16 protein-coding genes, 1 tRNA gene and 1 riboswitch are annotated in these 16,706 nt (G+C 73.3%); of the genes, 3 read left to right on the forward strand and 14 right to left on the reverse strand.

The genetic code is table 11. The annotated features are described in order from the left end of the window. Positions 1-87: 87 nt before the first annotated feature. On the reverse strand, positions 88-1,536 hold the full coding sequence (locus ACFVU7_RS25500; protein ID WP_380777135.1) for a PP2C family protein-serine/threonine phosphatase: 1,449 nt from the start codon (positions 1,534-1,536) through the stop codon (positions 88-90). A gap of 614 nt (positions 1,537-2,150) precedes the next feature. Here ACFVU7_RS25500 and ACFVU7_RS25505 point away from each other — a divergent pair. Then, positions 2,151-2,813, forward strand: coding sequence for a bifunctional DNA primase/polymerase (locus ACFVU7_RS25505; protein ID WP_049655147.1), 663 nt, complete (start codon positions 2,151-2,153; stop codon positions 2,811-2,813). 275 nt (positions 2,814-3,088) lie between these two features. Here the strand turns inward: ACFVU7_RS25505 and ACFVU7_RS25510 are convergent, their stop codons facing one another. The 4 genes from ACFVU7_RS25510 to ACFVU7_RS25525 form a co-directional block, all read right to left on the reverse strand. After that, the gene (locus ACFVU7_RS25510) at positions 3,089-4,072 is read right to left on the reverse strand and encodes a DUF5926 family protein (protein ID WP_049655150.1); all 984 of its coding nucleotides are present in this window, start codon (positions 4,070-4,072) and stop codon (positions 3,089-3,091) included. A gap of 69 nt (positions 4,073-4,141) precedes the next feature. Next, entirely contained in the window at positions 4,142-4,561 is a 420-nt protein-coding gene (locus ACFVU7_RS25515) for an ATP-binding protein (protein ID WP_380744302.1), read from the reverse strand. A gap of 427 nt (positions 4,562-4,988) precedes the next feature. Beyond that, positions 4,989-5,813 carry a glycerophosphodiester phosphodiesterase gene (locus ACFVU7_RS25520; RefSeq protein ID WP_388047307.1) on the reverse strand — a complete coding sequence of 275 codons (825 nt, stop codon included), beginning with the start codon at positions 5,811-5,813 and terminating at the stop codon, positions 4,989-4,991. A 99-nt stretch (positions 5,814-5,912) separates the two neighbouring features. Continuing rightward, positions 5,913-7,331, reverse strand: coding sequence for a cytosine permease (locus tag ACFVU7_RS25525; RefSeq protein ID WP_079271981.1), 1,419 nt, complete (start codon positions 7,329-7,331; stop codon positions 5,913-5,915). Further along, positions 7,324-7,468, reverse strand: a riboswitch (TPP riboswitch). (Overlaps the previous gene by 8 nt.) Before the next feature lie 266 nt (positions 7,469-7,734). Between ACFVU7_RS25525 and ACFVU7_RS25530 the strand changes: the two genes are divergently transcribed. Both ACFVU7_RS25530 and ACFVU7_RS25535 read left to right on the forward strand, forming a co-directional pair. Then, positions 7,735-9,546 carry a S1C family serine protease gene (locus tag ACFVU7_RS25530; RefSeq protein ID WP_387976679.1) on the forward strand — a complete coding sequence of 604 codons (1,812 nt, stop codon included), beginning with the start codon at positions 7,735-7,737 and terminating at the stop codon, positions 9,544-9,546. A 63-nt stretch (positions 9,547-9,609) separates the two neighbouring features. Then, positions 9,610-9,697: transfer RNA gene (locus tag ACFVU7_RS25535), tRNA-Ser, on the forward strand. Between the two features lie 136 nt (positions 9,698-9,833). On the opposite strand, the gene ACFVU7_RS25540 is transcribed toward ACFVU7_RS25535, so the two are convergent. The 9 genes from ACFVU7_RS25540 to ACFVU7_RS25580 form a co-directional block, all read right to left on the reverse strand. Further along, a complete protein-coding gene (locus ACFVU7_RS25540; RefSeq protein WP_388047309.1) occupies positions 9,834-11,267 on the reverse strand; it encodes a tyrosine-type recombinase/integrase in 1,434 nt (477 codons plus the stop codon). A 66-nt stretch (positions 11,268-11,333) separates the two neighbouring features. Beyond that, the gene (locus ACFVU7_RS25545; RefSeq protein ID WP_388047311.1) at positions 11,334-11,528 is read right to left on the reverse strand and encodes a helix-turn-helix transcriptional regulator; all 195 of its coding nucleotides are present in this window, start codon (positions 11,526-11,528) and stop codon (positions 11,334-11,336) included. 481 nt (positions 11,529-12,009) lie between these two features. Further along, positions 12,010-13,485: an ATP-binding protein gene (locus ACFVU7_RS25550; protein WP_388047313.1), complete on the reverse strand. Its 1,476-nt coding sequence runs from the start codon at positions 13,483-13,485 to the stop codon at positions 12,010-12,012. 2 nt (positions 13,486-13,487) lie between these two features. Then, positions 13,488-14,342 (reverse strand): bifunctional DNA primase/polymerase, encoded by an 855-nt coding sequence (locus ACFVU7_RS25555; protein ID WP_388047315.1) that lies wholly within the window; start codon positions 14,340-14,342, stop codon positions 13,488-13,490. Between the two features lie 84 nt (positions 14,343-14,426). Then, entirely contained in the window at positions 14,427-14,852 is a 426-nt protein-coding gene (locus tag ACFVU7_RS25560) for an NUDIX domain-containing protein (protein ID WP_388047317.1), read from the reverse strand. 26 nt (positions 14,853-14,878) lie between these two features. Continuing rightward, positions 14,879-15,076 carry a hypothetical protein gene (locus tag ACFVU7_RS25565; RefSeq protein WP_388047318.1) on the reverse strand — a complete coding sequence of 66 codons (198 nt, stop codon included), beginning with the start codon at positions 15,074-15,076 and terminating at the stop codon, positions 14,879-14,881. Positions 15,077-15,091: 15 nt separating this feature from the next. Beyond that, positions 15,092-16,087, reverse strand: a complete 996-nt coding sequence (locus tag ACFVU7_RS25570; protein WP_388047319.1) for a DNA cytosine methyltransferase — start codon at positions 16,085-16,087, stop codon at positions 15,092-15,094. A gap of 12 nt (positions 16,088-16,099) precedes the next feature. After that, positions 16,100-16,381, reverse strand: a complete 282-nt coding sequence (locus ACFVU7_RS25575) for a hypothetical protein (RefSeq protein WP_388047321.1) — start codon at positions 16,379-16,381, stop codon at positions 16,100-16,102. Next, on the reverse strand, positions 16,378-16,587 hold the full coding sequence (locus ACFVU7_RS25580) for a hypothetical protein (protein ID WP_388047323.1): 210 nt from the start codon (positions 16,585-16,587) through the stop codon (positions 16,378-16,380). Before ACFVU7_RS25580 ends, ACFVU7_RS25575 begins: the two co-directional genes overlap by 4 nt. Between the last annotated feature and the right edge of the window lie 119 nt (positions 16,588-16,706).

The following is a 16,706-nucleotide window of genomic DNA, read 5'->3' on the forward strand; positions in this document are numbered from 1 at the left end:
AGGTGTCGGATCGCGACACGCGCGGGCGGCCGTGCGTCCGTCCATGGTACGGACGCCCGGCCGCCCGTTCGTTCCGGGCCCGAACCGTCACTCGAAGCGGGCCGCCAGCAGCATCAGGTCGTCGGTGGCCGTGCCCCCGGCGTCCGGGTCCGGGCAGACGGCCAGCAGGTGGGCGCAGAGCCGGTCCGGGTCGATCCGCACGTCGCGCGGGGCGTCGGCGGCGGCCCGGCGCAGGTTGGCCTGCCCGGCGTGCAGGGTCGGGCCGCAGCGGCGGGCCAGGCCCTCGGTGTAGAGCAGCAGGGTGTCGCCGCGCTCGGCGACGAACTCCACCCCGGGGGCCTCCCAGCAGGCCAGCATGCCGAGCGGGGCGGAGAGCGAGGTCTCCACGAACTCGGCGCCGTGCCGGCCGACCAGGACGGGCGGGCAGTGCCCGGCGCCGGCCAGGGTGATCCGACGCTCCTCGGGCTCGATCCAGGCGTAGACGGCGGTGGCGGTGCGGGTCGGCTCGGTGGTCTTGAGGAGCAGCTCCAGGTCCCCCAGGACGGAGACCGGGTCCTCGCCCTCCAGCACCGCGTACGCCCGCAGCGCGGCCCGGACCCGGCCCATCGCGGCGGCCGCGCCGGGGGCGGAGCCGGGGCCCGCGCCGGGGCCGTCGCCGGAGACGGAGCCGACGGTGAGGCCGATGGTGCCGTCGGGCAGCGGGATCGCGTCGTACCAGTCGCTGCCGGTGGAGCGCTCCAGCCCGGCGGGGACGAGCCGGGCGGCCAGCCGCAGCCCGGCGGCCCGGGGGAGCCGGTCCGGCAGCAGGCCGCGGCGCAGCGCCTCGGTGGTGCGCGAGATCCGGTCCGCCTCCAGCTGCTTGGCGAGCAGCGGGGCGGCGATCTCGCAGTAGTGGCGGGCCAGTTCGCGCTGGCAGTCGGTCGGTTCGGCGGGCTCGTCGTAGAACCAGAGGGCGGCGGCGAGCGGGCCGTCCTCCTCGGTGGCGAGCGGCAGGCCGTAGGCGCCGCCGAGGCCGAGGTGGACGGCGAGTTCGCGCAGCCGGGCGCCGGTGGCCGGGTCCTCGGCGAGGTCGTGGGAGTGCAGCTGGGCGGGCCGGTCCCGTTCGCGCAGCAGCCGGGCCAGCAGGCTCTGCTCGGTCGGGACGGTCTCCAGGGCGCCGAGGCTGGCGCGGTCGAGGCCGTGGCCGACCGGCTGTCCGGGGCCGCCGCCGGGCCGCCGGGTGACCAGCATGCCGCGCCGGGCGCCGAGCAGGGCGGCGCCGGAGGCGAGGACGGTGTCCAGGGTGGCGGCCAGGCCGCGGGCGCGGGCGAGCCGTTCGGTGTGCTCGTGCAGGCTGGTGATATCGGACAGGCGTCCGGCCAAACGGTCCTGCAGCGCGGCGGAGGGCGCCGTGCGGGTGTCCGCCGTGCCGTCCGGGGCGTTGACGGGGCCGGGGAGGTCCGGCAGGTCGAGGACGGTGAGCCCGCCCGCGCAGCCGGGTTCGCCAGGCTCGGCGGTCGTCGTCGGGAGGGCCGTCGACGGGTGGGACTCGTTCATGCCGTCACTCCTGACGCGGTGCTACGTGCCATGCGAAACCCCCAGGTACGGCCAATGTGGAGCGAGCACGGCCAAAGGGCGTGTTTCGCCTCGATTCGCTACTACTCGTCATTGATCGACAGCAATGCCACCACTTCTACACAGGCCATTCGGGGCATGTCCAGATCCAGGACGACGCGGTGGCCCGTTCCACATCGATCGCGACCCGGTCGGGGGGCGCGCGGGGTTGGTGCGCGCGCCACTCGGCCCGGAGGCATGGAGCGGGCCGCGAGCGGGCAGAACCGGGAGGACGGCCCGGGCGGCCGTCCGGATCGTATGTCCGTGCCGCCCGTGAGCCGGGTCGGCCGGAACTCTCTCACTCGTACGGTGGAACCAAGCGCGCCCGGGCGGCGTCCATCCGGTCGCGTACGGGATTCTCGTTCCAAGGGCTGTGCCCTGCGCGGCCCTTTCACGTCGTACTCCACACCTGCTCCACGTCGTGCCGCGCCGTCCGCCCTGCCGCCCGCCCCGCGCCGCGCCGCCCGGGTCCGTGCCGCGGCGGGTCCGCGCGGAGGATCCCGACGGACGCCGGCGGAGCGGAGCGAACCGAGCGGTCAGGGAAAGGAACGAGCGCCATGCGTGAGAACCCGAAAGACCGGTCGGAGGATCGTTCCGCCCGGCTGGCCGCGGCCCTGACGGCCGCCGTCGACCACCGTTGGCCCGTGGTGCCGGGCGCCGTGCTGCGCGACGGCCGCTGCTCCTGCGGCGACCTGGACTGCACCGTCCCCGGCGCGCACCCGCACGACCCCTCGCTGCTGGCCGCCACCACGGACGCCCGGATGGTGCGCTGGTGGTGGGAGCGGCAGAGCCCGGACGCGCCGGTGCTGGCCGCCACCGGCTCCACGGTCTCGGCGGTCAGCCTGCCCGCGGCGGCCGGCGCCCGGGCGCTGGTCTACCTGGGCGCGCTGCGGCTGCCGCTCGGCCCGGTGCTGGCGATGCCGGGCCGCTACGCGCTGCTGGTGGCCCCGTACTCGCTGGACGTGCTCGGCGAGATGCTCGCCCAACTCCCTTGGGTGCCGGGCTCGTTGCGCTACCACGGGGCGGGCGGCTTCCTGCCGCTGCCGCCCGGCGGCGCGGCCGTCGGGGTCCCCTCGGCCGGAGGCTGGGGGAGGGTGCGCTGGGTGCTCGCGCCGCGACCGGGCGTCGGCGGCGGGGTCTGGCTGCCGCAGGTCGGGCCGCTGCTGGGGGAGTTGGTGGAGGCGACGGTCCGGCTGGACAGCGGGCGTTCGGCCTACTGAGGGCCACCGGAGCGGGACGGGCTGTCGACACCGTCCGCCGGGCCCGGATCCGGGCTTCTCCCGGGTCTCGGCCCGGGCCCGTCCGGGGGCTCCGAGCGGGGCACTCCGGAAAAAGAAAAGATCCGGCCGCTGGCGACGGGGGATGCACCAGCGGCCGGACTCTTTAGACAGTAACAAGGATCCGCGCCCGCGCCAATTTCCAAGACGCCCTCCACGCCCGGAAATTGCGCGTTCACCGCGACAATGTGACGCGTATCACGCGGATCCTGCGCCCTTTAGTTCAAGGTGACCTGACGGTTCACCAGGTTCGCGCGGGTGCGCCGCTCCTCGGCGGTCAGCGGGGCCGCGTCGGCGAGCACCGCGGCGAGCCGCTCGGCGAACTCGGCGGCCGGCTTCTCGCAGTCGGCGGCGGTCATCGCGAGCGGGAGGTCCCACACCGGGACGGTCAGGCCGTGCGCGCGGAAGGAGCCGACCAGGCGGGTGTCCGGGCCGAGCGAGGCCTCGCCGGCCGTGTTCAGCCGGGCCAGCGCGTCCAGCAGCTTCTCCTCGGGCACGGTCATCACCCAGCGCAGGTGGTTCTTGTCCGGGGTGCCGCACCAGTACGCGGAGTCCACGCTCGCGAGCTTCTCGGTCGGGATGGCCGAGGCGTTGGCGCGCTCCAGGGAGGCGGCGACCTCGCCGGTGGCGGCCTCGGCGTCCTCCAGCCAGAACTCGAAGCCGGTGTGCACGGCGGGCGTGAACGCGGCGGTGGTGTCCAGCAGGTCCTGCAGGCGGCGCCCGCCCGGGACGGTCCGGCGGGCCGGCACCGGGCTGCCCGGCTCGGTGGCCAGGGCCAGCTCCAGGGCGTCCGCGAGGTCGCGGCTGAGGTCGCCGGAGGCGGACTGGGTCTGCAGGCCGAGCAGGATCGAGCCGTCCTGGCGGCGCAGGGCCGGCCAGGCCAGCGGCAGCACGGTGGCCAGGGTCACCGACGGGACGTCACCGGTCGCGCCGTCGGCCACCCCGGCGGCCAGCGTCAGCGGCACCGTGGCGGCGGGCACCAGCTCGCGCAGGGCCACCCAGTCGGCCTCGCCCGGCAGGCCCTCGAACGGGCGGTGCACCAGCTCCTGCACCGCGTGCGAGGCCTCCCGGCCGTGACACGCCTTGTACCGGCGGCCCGAGCCGCAGGGGCAGTCCTCGCGGGCCCCGACCACGGGGATCTCGCCCGTGACGGCGGTGGTGGACTGGCGCTGCGGCGCCTTCTTGGCGGCCTTCTTGCCCATGCTGCGGCTCTCCCGGGAACGGTGGTCCTGTGTCCCGGGAAGCCTAACGACACATTCCCCGAGCCCGGCTCACGCGCTACGGGCATCGCCCCCGGTGCGCCGGGCGTGCCGGGCCCGGGCGGGCAGCGCCGCCCAGACCGTGACCTCGCCGGGGGCGTCGCGCACGCCCCAGTCGCTGGCCAGCTGGTCGACGATGCTCAGGCCGCGGCCGCCGCGCGAGGTCAGCGAGGGACTCGCGGGCAGCGGCCGGGTGGCCGCCCCGCCGTCCGTGACCTCCAGGGTGAGCACCCCGTCGGCGTGCATCTGCCAGCGGACCAGCACCCCGCCGGCCGGCTCGGCCGGACCCTCGGCGGGCTCCCGGGCGCCCTGCGCGGCGGTCGCCCCGGAGGGGACGCCGACCAGCACCTGCCCGAGCACCTCGGCCCGGGCGCTGCGGCCCAGGGCCGGCAGCGGGCCGAGCGGACGGGCGTACCGACAGGCGTTGCTCAACAGCTCGGAAAGGATCAGAACAGCATCATCGATGACCGGTTCGGGTACCTGCCGGTCACCCAGATCTCGACGCAGTCGGCGCCGTGCGACCCCGACACTCGCTGGGCCGTGCGGCACTGCCATGGTCGATGAAGTCGGCACTTCACGCGCCACCATCAACGCCACCCCCGGACCTCCTTCAGCGTATGCCGAGGGAGAGATGCCCCTTGGTAATGCGTCGGAAACGAGCACCGGACGATCCCGCGAGCCCATTTCGAGTGCGGCGACCGACGGTCGACATCAGGTCATTCCGCGCTCACCCTCCGTCGCCCGGATGCAAGAATTCCGGCAATTTCGCGCGAGGAAGGTTTGACTGCCGACCAGAGTGATCGGATCGGAGGGGTTCGGAGGAGTACGGCCTTCGGTGCGCCGACGGATCACCGGTGGATCACCGGCCGAGCTGCGCCAGTACCTCCGCGGGCCGGTTGGTGATGATCGCGGACACCCCGAGCTCCAGGCAGAGCTCGACGTCGGCCAGCTCGTCCACCGTCCACACGTGCACCTCGTGGCCGAGCTCGCGCAGCCGGGTCACCAGCTGCGGGCGGGCCCGCACCAGCTCGATGCCCGGGCCGGCGATCCGTGCCCCGCCCGGCAGCGGCGAGCCCTCGCGCAGCCGGCCGAGCAGCGGCAGGGTCCGCTCGAACAGGAAGACCCGCCGGTACCGCGGCGCGGCGGCGGCCACCCGGTTCAGCGCGACGGAGGAGAAGCTCATGATCCGGGCGGACGGGCGGTCGCCCTCCCGGGTCGCGCCGATCTTGAACCGCTCCAGGGTCCGCAGCAGCTCGGCCTCCACCCGGCCGCGGAAGCGCACCGGGTGCTTGGTCTCGATCGCCAGGTCCACCGGGCGGCCGCACTCCACCACCAGCTCCAGCAGCCGCTCCAGCCGCAGCACACCGCGCAGCTCCGGGTCGGTGCTGGGGCGGCCGGTCTTCCAGGCGCCGAAGTCGTACGCCTCCAGCTCGGCGAGGGTCATGGCCGAAACGGTGCCCCGGCCGTTGGAGACCCGGCCGATCCGGCGGTCGTGCACGCAGACCAGCGCGCCGTCGGCGGTGACCCGGACGTCGCACTCCAGCGCGTCCGCGCCCTCGTCGAGCGCGCGCCGGTAGGCCGCGAGGGTGTGCTCGGGCAGGGCGTGGGAGGAACCGCGGTGGGCGATCACCTGGACGGGCGGCACGGTGCGCGCCGCCGCCGAGGACAGGTCTGGGCTGGTCACAGGCCCAACGATAGGCGGCGGAGGTGAAGCGCGGACAAAGACGGCCCCAACCTGTGGGGCCGTCTGCGCACCTGCGGGGCCCGCTCGGGCCCCGCTCCGTCAGCCCCGGACGGCGCGGCGGCCGAGCGGGGTGAGCGCCCAGGTGGCCAGGGCCGGCACCAGGAAGGCGAACAGCGAGGCCGAGGTCCACTCCTGCGGGGTGAAGTGCAGCGCCTCCTGGGCGGAGGTCCAGAAGTCCGTCCACCAGCCCGCGACCTTGGTCGGCGCGATGAACTGGTAGACCGCGAAGCCCAGGGCCCACGGCAGCAGCATCAGCCAGCGGGACGGCGCGTCGGCGGAGAGGTTCCAGCCGCGCCGGCCGGCGCCGAGGAAGTAGTCCACCACGAGCACCGCCAGCAGCGGCACGAACACCGAGCCGATCAGGCCGAGGAAGCCGTAGTAGGTGTCGGTGAACTCGTCGATCTGCAGCGCCAGCACGGTGATCAGCACGCCGATCGCGCCGGAGAGCACCCGGCGGTCCACCTTCGGCAGCAGGTTCTGCACCGACATCGCGGTCGAGTACACGTTGGCGAAGGACTGGTCGGTCTCGCGCAGCACCAGCACCAGCAGGAACAGCCAGCCGGCCCAGACCCCGAGGAAGGAGTCGAAGATCCGGTTCGGGTCGCCGTCCGACTGCAGCAGCGCCATCAGGCCGAGCACGTAGCACCAGACCTGGGCGACCGTGTAGCCGGAGAAGCTGCCCCAGAACGCCGAGCGCGGGGTGCGCGAGTGCCGGGTGTAGTCGGCGGCCAGCGGGACGAAGGAGACCGACACCGCGATCATCGCGTCGGTGGCGCCGAGGAAGCCGTGCCAGTTGCCCGCGCCCGGGTCCGGCACGCCCTGGCGGCCCAGCTGGACGGTGAAGTACACCATCGCCACCGCGACCGCCCCGGCCACGAAGCGGCGCAGCACCGCGATCGAGCCCAGCGGCCAGATGGTCAGCGCGGTGGTCAGCGCGCCCGCGAGCAGGACGAACAGCCAGCGGTAGCCGGTGGTGTGCGCGACGGTCTGCGCGCCCGCCGAGATGGTCAGCAGCTCGAAGACGCCCCAGCCGATGCACTGCACGATGTTGAGCACCGTCGGCAGGTACGAAAGCCGGGTGCCGAACAGCCCGCGCAGGTTCGCCATCGCGGGGGCGCCGGTGCGGGCGCCGATCAGCGCGGCCACGGCGAGCATCGCGGTGCCGACCGCCGTACCGATCGTGATCGCGGTCACCGCGGCGGCCAGCGACAGCTCGCTGCCGGGGGCGCCGAGCACGGTGGCGGCGGTGGAGAAGCCGATCAGGCTGACGCCCAGGTTCATCCAGAGCGCGAAGTGGTCCCGGAAGCGCAGCGTGCGCGGCGGTTCGGTGTCCAGGACCAGGGGCGCTTCTACGTGCTCGGCGCGTTCCAGGAGGGCGGTCGCGCCCGGCGCGGGGGCGTTCGCGCCGGAGTCGGAGGCGTTCGTACCCGAAGAAGAGGATGGCGAAGCAGGCGGCATGGCCGATACTCCCTACGCCGGCATTACCCGGACAGGTTCCGGCGGTCAGCGCCCCCTCGAACGTCCGTCACTCGTGTGGCGTACGGTCGACATGCGCACTCTCAGCCTGGTGGGTCCAAGCTCCCGCGTGTCAGTTTGGAGCGCCAGGCTAACCGGCGCGGGTGCCGACGCCCAAGGCCGAGGGCGGGGCGGTCCGCATCGCGGACGCCCGACGGGGAGGGGAGCCCCGGCCGTCGGTACGGGTGCCGGAGCCGGTGTCGGTGCCGCTGTGGGTGCTGACGCCAGTGCCGGTGTCGGTGCCGGCTAAGGATTCTTATGAGTTCTTCAGAGGGGTCCTTACGGCAAACGAATCGACAGTGCGAAAAACTATGGTCCTTGGTTCTGCCAGCTATGGAGGTCGTCCGTGAGCACCGAGCGCGAGGTTGGGCCCACCGGGCCGCAGGGGGAGCAGCCCGCCGGGCCGGGGGCGGCCGAGTCCGCTGCCGCGGGCCCCGCTCAGGGCGGGCACAACCCGACCATGGCGTTCCGGCGGGTGCCCGAGCCGGAGGCGGGCGCGGTCGAGGCCGCCGCCGCCGAGGCGGCGCCGTCCGCCGACGCCGTTCCGGCCGAGGAGGTCCCGGCGGGGGGTGGGCACAAGCCCACCGTCGCCTTCACCAAGGTGCCCGCACCGGAGGCACCCGCCGAGCCCGTGGCACCCGCCGCACCCGCCGAGCCCGCCGTACTCGCCGTCGAGGAGCCGGCCGTCGACCCGGCCACCGGCTACATCGACGCGCCGCCGCCGGTCCTGCCGCCCGTTCCGCCCGCCCCGGTGGCCGCCGCACCCGCCGCCCCGGCCCTGCCGCCGGCCGGCAACCCGTACGCCACCCCGACCCACGGCGTCCCCGCCGCCGGCGCGCACGAGGGGTACGGCGCCGCTCCGGCCGCGCCCGCCGCGCACGGCCACCACCCCTTCGGGGCCGGCCAGCCGCTCGGCGGCTGGGGCCCCACCCACGACTCCACCTCCGGCGGCGCCGGCTACCCCGGCGGCCCGGCCGGCCCGCTCGGCTACCCGGCGGAGTACCCCGGCGGTCCGGGCGGCCCCGGCGGCCCGCGCAAGAAGCGCGGCGGCCTGGTCGCCCTGATCGCGGCCGTCGCGCTGGTCGCCGGTGTGGCCGGCGGCGCGCTCGGCGTGTCCGTCTCCGACAGTTCCGACCGCAGGAGCTCCGCGAACGACCACCGCAGCACCACCGTCCAGGCCAGCGACACCCAGAAGAACGAGCCCGTCCCCGGCTCGATCGCCGCCATCGCGCAGAAGGCGCTGCCCAGCGTCGTCACCATCAAGGCGCAGGGCAACGGCGAGTCGGGCACCGGCACCGGCTTCGTCTTCGACACCGAGGGCCACATCCTCACCAACAACCACGTCGTCGCGCCGACCCTCAGTGGCGGCAAACTGACCGTCAAGTTCGCCGACGGCAGCTCCTACAGCGCCTCGGTGCTCGGCCACGCCGAGGGCTACGACGTCGCCGTGGTCAAGATCGACAACCCGCCCAAGAGCAAGCTGGCCCCGCTGCCGCTGGCCGACTCCGACAAGGTCAACGTCGGCGACGCCACCGTCGCGATCGGTGCGCCGTACGGCCTGGAGTCCACCGTCACCAGCGGCATCATCAGCGCCAAGGACCGCCCGGTGGCCTCCGGCGACGACACCGGCTCGCAGGCCTCGTACATGAACGCCCTGCAGACCGACGCCTCCATCAACCCCGGCAACTCCGGCGGCCCGCTGCTCGACTCCGGCGGCGCGGTGATCGGCATCAACTCGGCGATCCAGTCCAACGCCTCCGCCAACGGCCGGGCCGGCAGCATCGGCCTGGGCTTCGCCATCCCGATCAATCAGGCCAAGTGGGTCGCGGACACCCTGATCAAGACCGGCAAGCCGGTCTACGCCAAGCTCGACGTGCTGCGCAACGACGACTACAAGGGCGACGGCGCGCAGATCCAGACCAAGGACATCCAGGGCCAGCCCGCCGTCACCCCCGGCGGCGCGGCCGACAAGGCCGGCCTCAAGCCGGGCGACGTCATCACCAAGCTCGGCGGCGTCCCGATCGACAACGGCCCCGCCCTGGTCAGCCGGATCTGGACGCACAAGCCCGGCGAGACCGTCGACGTCGAGTACACCCGCAACGGCCAGACCCTCAACACCAAGGTCACTCTCGGCCAGCGCGAGGGCGACCAGCCGTAACCCCCGCCCGCACCGAAACGTGTGCGCTGAACCCCGCCGGACCCGTTAGGCTGACCTCCGCCTGGAGAGCTGCCCGAGCGGCCTAAGGGAACAGTCTTGAAAACTGTCGTGCGGTGACCCCGTACCGTGGGTTCGAATCCCACGCTCTCCGCTGGTGAGGAACACCCAGCTCAGGGCGGGTATCGGCAACAAGCCGATACCCGCCCTTTTCGATTCTTGTGCCAGGGTGTCCCACCCGTGTGCCGGTCCTGACCACTGTGTCGGGGCCAGGCCGGGGCCAGACCCGGCTACTCGGCCGGGGGATCGGTCTCTGTGGCTGCCTCGTTGAGCGCCCGCTCGATCATCTCGTTGGCCTGGTCGCGCTTGCCGTCCAGCACCTTGGCGTAGAACCGGTAGAGCACTGCGACGCTATGCCCTGCTCGACGGGCCACCTCGGTGGGGTCGACACCCGACACCAGCCAGAGAGTGATGCCGGCCTTCCGCATGGCGTACGGGACCTCGGCCAGCTTCTCGTCCACCTGCGGCGGGAGGGAGTCGATGTCGTGCGGCTCGTGCGCCCGCGCCTGTTCTTCGTTCCGCAGCCAGGCGTCACGGATCTTCTTCCAGACCGCCGCGTACTCCTTGCTCAAAACCGGGCCACCCTCGGACGCGCGGAACAGACGCCCGCCGGTACCGGTGCTGTACGTCTGCAGGTGCTCTCGGAGCATGGCGACCAGTACGGGAGGGATGGGCACATCGCGAGTGGCCTTCCGGGCCCGCCTCTTGAGACCGCGCTCGTCGTGGGTCTTCCCGTCGTCGGTCCAGGTGGAGCCGACGCCTGGTGAACTACCCGCCAGCACCAGGCAGCCCCAGCCGGATTCGGGCAGGGTGCAGTCACGCTTTCGCAGGTCTGTCACCTCGGCTGGCCGCATCCCGGCGTAGTACATGCAGCCGAAGAAGGCGGCCAGGTGGCGGCCCCGCAGGCCTACGGCCGGGGCGGCAGCGAGCAGGCCCTTCGCCTGTTGAGGGTTCGGAACGTACCGCCAGTCGACCTCGTCATCGGTCTCGGGCGGCGCCCAGTCGATGAACTGCAGTGGGTTTGTGGCGAGTTGACGTCGCTCGACGCCGTAGCGGAGACAGTTGTTCAACACCATCCGCTTCCGACGAACGGTGTTCGCGGCCGCCTCCTTGCCGTCCAGCTTCAAGGTGAGCGCGGTGAGCCCGGACCGCATCAGGTCGGCGTCCTCTTCCAATCGCGCCATTGAAACCGACTTCCGCTCGATCCATTCGAGTGCGGCCGCGATCGGTCCGGGCGGCTCGGGAGTCCGCTCAGAGAAATTGAAAGCCCAACCGGTCAAGGCCCGCCGGAGTACGGGAGGCGCAGGCGCTCCCTTTCGGTCCGTCACCAATGCTGGGGTAATGGTGGCGAGCGCATCGGCGCGCGCCCCCCGGCTCTTGGCCGAGGAACGGGCCCATTTCACTTCGGCATACTTCCGGGCGTGCTCGTACCAGGTGCCTTGCTGCTGGGTCCGCAGCTCGGAGGCCGGCAGGCCGGACTCCACGTCGAACTGCTCGCCGTTCTTCATGGCGGTTCGAAGTTCGGCCTCACGGCCCTTGGCTAGGGTCTTGGTCGCGTAGCTCTTGGAATGCCGCTGAGGCCCCACGGTCCAGCGCAGCTCGAACGGCTTCCTGCGCCCGGGACGGTGACGGATCTCGTTGATCCGAACATCGAAGGTGAGCACTCTGCTCCTTGGATAGGGAGGGGCCCTCGGCAGCAGCCGAGGGCCCGGGTCGGGAACGGTGGCCAGTCAGGCGGCGGCAGAGCACTCCTGTGCGGCCCACCAGGCGTCGAGGGCGCTCCGTCGGATGCGGAGCTGTCCGTTGGGGAGCTTCATGGTCTTGGGGCCCTTCCCCAGGGCGACCATCCGGTAGTAGGCGGAGCGGGACATGTCGATCTCTTCGAGGACGGCGGCGAGCTTGAGCTTCGGGTCCTTCACGGGCATGCCGGTTCCTCCGAGGTTCGGCAGGCGGGGCAGGGGCGTTGAGACTGACGACAGCGGGACGAGGGGGCTTCTCGCAGTGCGCGTGTGTCCTAGGTGCGGATTTCTGCGTCACCGCGTCATCAGCGTCATCTAGGTCTCTGACCTGGGGCTTTGGGTGACGCAGCCCCCGGGGTCTGCGTCATCGCTGCGTCATCGGGTGACGCAGCGATGACGCAGGTGACGCAGGATGACGCAGCGGCCGTCGTCTGCGTCACCGGTATCGGCGCAGGTCGGGGGCTGGTTTTCGGCCCGGGTGACGCAGGTGACGCAGCGTCTTCCTACTTAGGAAAAAAAAGGGGGTGCCTGTTGGTGGTTGGTGCGCCTCAGGGCGTGAAGAAGGAGCCGCTGCGCGGCGCGACCTTTTGGCGGCTTCGCCGAACAGCAAGAAGAGCACCGGCGTCCGGGTGCTCTTCTTGCTTGTCCGGGTTGACGGTGGCGCGGGTCAGAGCAGCTGTTGCTGCTCGTGCGGGGGCGTGGGGGCGGGGCGGGCCATTTCGAGGTAGCGGCCCTCTTTCGTACGGCCGCTGTCGATGAGGACGCCCCGGGCTGCCAGGGTGGGCTGGAGGCGCTTGAGCCGGTCGGAGAGCACCTTCCCGGTGGTCGGCCAGCCCTTGGGCAGCGGGCGCATGCCGTCGCCGTTGCAGCGACTGCTGAGGCAGTGAAGCCACTCGGTGGAGGTCCTGCGCTGCGCCCCGCCCAGCTCGATGGTGTCGGCGTGCTGGAGGACGGTCTGGGCGAGGAGATCGCCTTCGATGACGTCGTCGTTCAGGTCGTCCAGGCTGGCCCGGTAGGCGGGCAGCGCGCCGAGACCGGTCGCGGCGTCGAGCTGCGCGCACAGGTGGGCGAAGTCGGCCATCCTCAGATCGGTGGGGGTCTCGGCCTCGGCGGCGCGGACCTGCACCGCGAGGTCGAGCAGGGACCCGAGGACGACGGGCAGGACGTCCTCGTACTCGGCCCACAGCTCCGCTTCGGTGCGGCGGACGCGCGGCCGCTCCAGGTGCAGGGGCAGGAGGCGTTCGGCGAGGTCGGGGCGGATGACGCCGACGTCGATGCCGGTCAGGAGCAGGGGCCGGCGGTAGGCGGAGCGGTGGACGTCCCCGTCGGTGAACAGCGCCCTCTTGACCGACTCGGCCCCAGTGACGATGCAGCACATGGCGTCGGACAGCTCCGGGCCCATGTGGGACAAGTTGTCGAGGGCGGTGACCCATCCGGCCGCGACCGCCGAGATGAGGTCCTCCTCGCTCTTCGGGGCCCGGCGCAGGTCACCGCTCATGCCCTCGATCAGCCGCACGAGCATCCTGCCGCCGGTGGACTTGCCGGCGCCCTGCGGGCCGGTGAGGAACGGGGCGGGCACGGGCACGCTCGGCCCCAAGCACCCGATGAGCCAGGCGATGGCCAGGCACTCGGTCTTGGCGTCGGCGAAGTTCGTCAGCCTCAGCAGCGCGTCGATGCCCTTGCCATCGGTGTCCTTGACGGGCAGGGGCAACTCCCCGGTGAGCTGGGTGCGCCGCCAGCAGACCTCCTGCGGGTCGGGGACGGCGATGTCCCAGCCGGCGGGGTGGATGCGCACGGACCGGCCATCGTCGCGGCCCAGGTCCAGCCACGTGGCCCCGTCGTGGCCGGGGGCCACGCGGATGTGGACGAGTCGGACGTCCTCGGACAGGGCCAGCGCCTCGATCAAATCCAGCGCTTCCTTGAGGGCGCTGCCGTTGAAGACGCCGAACCCGGCCCTGTAGAGGCCGACCATGAGTTCCTGGCGGTGGCTGCCGGTAGTGCCCTGGGAGCGGATCGGGCGGGCGACGGGGTGGCCGGTGCGGTGCGCGTAGACGGTGCCGTCGGCGGTGCGGAAGTACCGGAAGTGCGCCTGCGCGTAGTCGGCGATGACCTCGCGGCCGGGGGTCTTCTCATCGTCGGCCACGGTCACAGTCCCAGCCGGGAGCAGGCGTTGGCCCAGGCGTCGGCGCAGTGGCGGGGGGATTCGCCCTTGGCCTGCGCGGCGGCGAACAGCCTTTCCGTGTGGGCCCCGGTCAGGCACCCGCAGCGCCCATGCGTCGAGAGCACGGCGAGGAACGTCGCGAACACCGTGGCGTGCACCGCGCTGGCCGCCTCGGCGATGCGCTGCTCGGCCATGGCGATGCCACGGGCCAGGAAGGCCGGGGTCCGGTGGGGGCACGTCCCGCCCCCGGTCGGCGCGGGCATCGTGACGACGGCCGGGCGGACAGCCGCGGGCTTCTTCGCGACCAGGTCGCGGACCACGTCCGGCAGGGCCGTCATGGTGCCGGTGCCGGGGCCGAGCCAACGGGCGTACGCCATGGACGATTTGACGTCCACCCCGTCCCGCACGGCGTTGGCGGAGGTCATGGCGCCCTGGTAGAGCCAGTGCTCGCCCCTGGTGGTGGCCACGATCCGGGTGGCGGGCAGGGTCTCGCGTGCCCACGCGATGGCGGCGGCGTTGTCGAGGTCGACGACGGTCAGGCCCGCGCCGCCGGGGTGGTAGGCCACCGCCGCCGCCTCGCGCCACGCCCGCGCCCACTCCGGCGAGCGGAGGACGGCGGGGTCGGTGGTGGCGGCGGCCCAGCCGTGGCAGGGGGCCGGGCAGGTGCACGGGCCCGGGGTCTTCATGCTCGGTCGGCCGCTGCACCGATTGGCCACGCAGGTCCGGCAGTTGCCGAACGGCAGCTTCCCGGGCCGCAGCGGCAGCACGGGCACGCCGTCGGCCGCCAGGGCCAGCGCGGCGAGCAGGTGCTCTCCCCAGATCTCGGTTGGTTGGGTCATGCTGGGGTTCTCCTCGTCTCGATGGGGCGGGGGAACCGGAGCGGCCGGGTACCTTGCCGGGATGGCCGGCCGCTCCGGGCGGCATCAGGGTGTGGTGGGTCGCCGGAGTTGGGCGTCGGTCACGATCGCGGTGTGGTCGAAGGCGAGGTCGGGCAGGTCCGCCAGCGGCATCCACACCACGGCTGTGGCGTCGTCCCCGGCCTGGGCGCAGGGGTCGTCGGTCACCTCGATTCGGTAGGCGACGCTGATGTACCTGCCGCGCGGGTCCCGCTCGGGGTCGTCGTAGATGCCGATCAGTGTCAGGTCCTCGGCGGCCACGCGGATGCCGGTCTCCTCCAGCAGTTCGCGCGCGGCGGCGGCGCGGGACGTCTCGCCGGGGTCGACGTGCCCCCCAGGCAGGGCGAGCTGGCCCTTGTGCGGCGGCCAGCCTCGCTCGATCAGGAGCACGCAGCCGTTCCAGACGCACACGACGTCGGCGGTGTACCGCAGGGTCTCGAAGGTCTCGGTCATGGGGTCCCCTGCTTCTCTGAGTAAAGTCAGTCCTGGTTGAGGCCGCAGGCGCAGTTCTCGGGGGCGGCGCCCTGCCCGATCTGGCAGGCGCAGTACAGGGTCCCGATCGGGGTCTCGATGGGGTCGCCGCCGGAGCAGTGGTCGCACTGGCCGGGCACCCAGTTCTCGGGGTCCTCGGGGCCGTACTCGTCGTAGCCGTGGTCGTCGAGGTCGTAGTCGTACACAGCCAGGACCTTTCGTCAGGCGCGGTGGATGGCGGCGGTGAGCAGGGCGGCGCCGAGGCGGGGCGGGACCGCGTTGCCGATCTGCTGGCCGATGTCGCGGCCGGACCACGGATGGTCCGGCGGGAAGGACTGCAAGGTGCCCGCTTCGGCCCAGGTGAAGCGGGACTCGGCGCCGTCATCGGCGAGCACCCGGACGCGGGAGATCTTCCCGGTGACGGTGGCGGACGGCTCGGCGCTGGTGCGACGACCGCGCTTGGCCGGGTCGCCACCGGTGCCGTAGTTGGACACGACCGTGAACGGGCCGCGATCAGGCAGGACATCGCCCATCGCGGTCCAGGGCAGCAGGGCCGGGTCGCCGGCCGTGCGGGGAGTGCCCTTGGCGTAGGGCCGGTGGCTGGGCGCCGGCAGGGCGGCGGTGCCGGTGCGGCGAGCGATGAGGACGGCCCGTTTGCGGGTCTGCGGGACGCCGTACTCCTCGGCCCGCACGACGCCCGCCACCGCGCTGTAGCCCTCGGCGCGCAGGATCGCGGCGTAGGTCTGCCAGACCGGCAGCACGGCGGGGACCTGCTCCAGCACGATCGCCTCGAACGGCCGCCCGCCGTCCTGGGCTTCCAGCACCCAGCGCAGGGGTTCGAGGACGAGGCGGATCAGGTCGCCCACGTCGGTGCGGCCGTGCCGGGCGACGGGCTGCCGCTCAGACAGCCGATGCGCGAGGGCGACGATGTCGCCGAGGGCCCGGCGCCCGGCGCCGGTGCCCGCCGCGCTGAACGGCTGGCAGGGCGGGCCGCCGAGCAGGACCGTGGGGTGGGGGAAGTCGGCGGGCCCGTAGTGGCGCACGTCGCCCTCGATCGTCTGCAGGCCGGCCGCGCGGCGGGTGGCGCAGGCGTCCGGGCTCTGCTCGATCCCGATCGCCGCCAGGCCCAACTCCCGTGCGGGGAGGTCGAGTCCGCCGACACCGGCGAACAGGTCGACGGCCAGCGCCAGGTGGGAGTGGTCGTAGTCGCTGTACACGCGGGTCCTTCCTCAGGCGACGCGGCGGGCGGCGGCGGGGAGCCGGTGGACGGTGGCGAGCCGAACCGGGGCGGTCGCGGCCGGCGCGGGGGCGCCTTCGCCGCCGTCGGGCGGGGCCGCCTCGCCGGTGACGGTCGTGCGGGCGGCGCGGTCGGCGGCGGAGGCGGCGAGGGCGCGGCGGACGGTGGCGGAGTCGGCGTGGGCGCCGCGCTGGGAGGCCACGATCGGGAGGCTGAGGAGCGCGCCGGGGCCGATGAGGACGGCGGCGGTGATCAGGTCGCTGGTGGTGCTCATCGGGGGCCTCCCGTGCCGGCGGTGTGGGCGAGGACGTCGATCAGGTCGGTGCCGAGCGCCTGGAGGCGGTGTTCGATGGCCTGCCAGGAGTCGGGGTCGATGTGCATGAGGGCGGCGAGCGCGGTGGCGGGCTCGCGGTCGGCGGCGGCCTGGAGGGCCTCGCGCAGGTGGGTGGCGGCGAGCGGGCGGATGGTGTGCGGGGGCATGGCAGTGCCTCCCTTCCGGATCTGGGGGCGGCGGGCGGCGCGGGTGTCAGGGCCGGGTGTCAGGCGGTGTCAGGGCCGCTGTCAGGGGCCCCTGACACCCGCGTCTGCCTAGGGGAATT

The sequence above is a fragment of the Kitasatospora sp. NPDC058046 genome (genome assembly GCF_042885595.1).
Classification (GTDB): Bacteria; Actinomycetota; Actinomycetes; order Streptomycetales; family Streptomycetaceae; genus Kitasatospora.

What these genes read in the sequence shown, in the direction of transcription:
- ACFVU7_RS25500 (WP_380777135.1), bottom strand. Translation starts at nt 1,536, where the DNA reads ATGAACGAGTCCCACCCGTCGACGGCCCTCCCGACGACGACCGCCGAG.
- ACFVU7_RS25505 (WP_049655147.1), top strand. Translation starts at nt 2,151, where the DNA reads ATGCGTGAGAACCCGAAAGACCGGTCGGAGGATCGTTCCGCCCGGCTG.
- ACFVU7_RS25510 (WP_049655150.1), bottom strand. Translation starts at nt 4,072, where the DNA reads ATGGGCAAGAAGGCCGCCAAGAAGGCGCCGCAGCGCCAGTCCACCACC.
- ACFVU7_RS25525 (WP_079271981.1), bottom strand. Translation starts at nt 7,331, where the DNA reads ATGCCGCCTGCTTCGCCATCCTCTTCTTCGGGTACGAACGCCTCCGAC.
- ACFVU7_RS25545 (WP_388047311.1), bottom strand. Translation starts at nt 11,528, where the DNA reads ATGCCCGTGAAGGACCCGAAGCTCAAGCTCGCCGCCGTCCTCGAAGAG.
- ACFVU7_RS25555 (WP_388047315.1), bottom strand. Translation starts at nt 14,342, where the DNA reads ATGACCCAACCAACCGAGATCTGGGGAGAGCACCTGCTCGCCGCGCTG.
- ACFVU7_RS25560 (WP_388047317.1), bottom strand. Translation starts at nt 14,852, where the DNA reads ATGACCGAGACCTTCGAGACCCTGCGGTACACCGCCGACGTCGTGTGC.
- ACFVU7_RS25575 (WP_388047321.1), bottom strand. Translation starts at nt 16,381, where the DNA reads ATGAGCACCACCAGCGACCTGATCACCGCCGCCGTCCTCATCGGCCCC.
- ACFVU7_RS25580 (WP_388047323.1), bottom strand. Translation starts at nt 16,587, where the DNA reads ATGCCCCCGCACACCATCCGCCCGCTCGCCGCCACCCACCTGCGCGAG.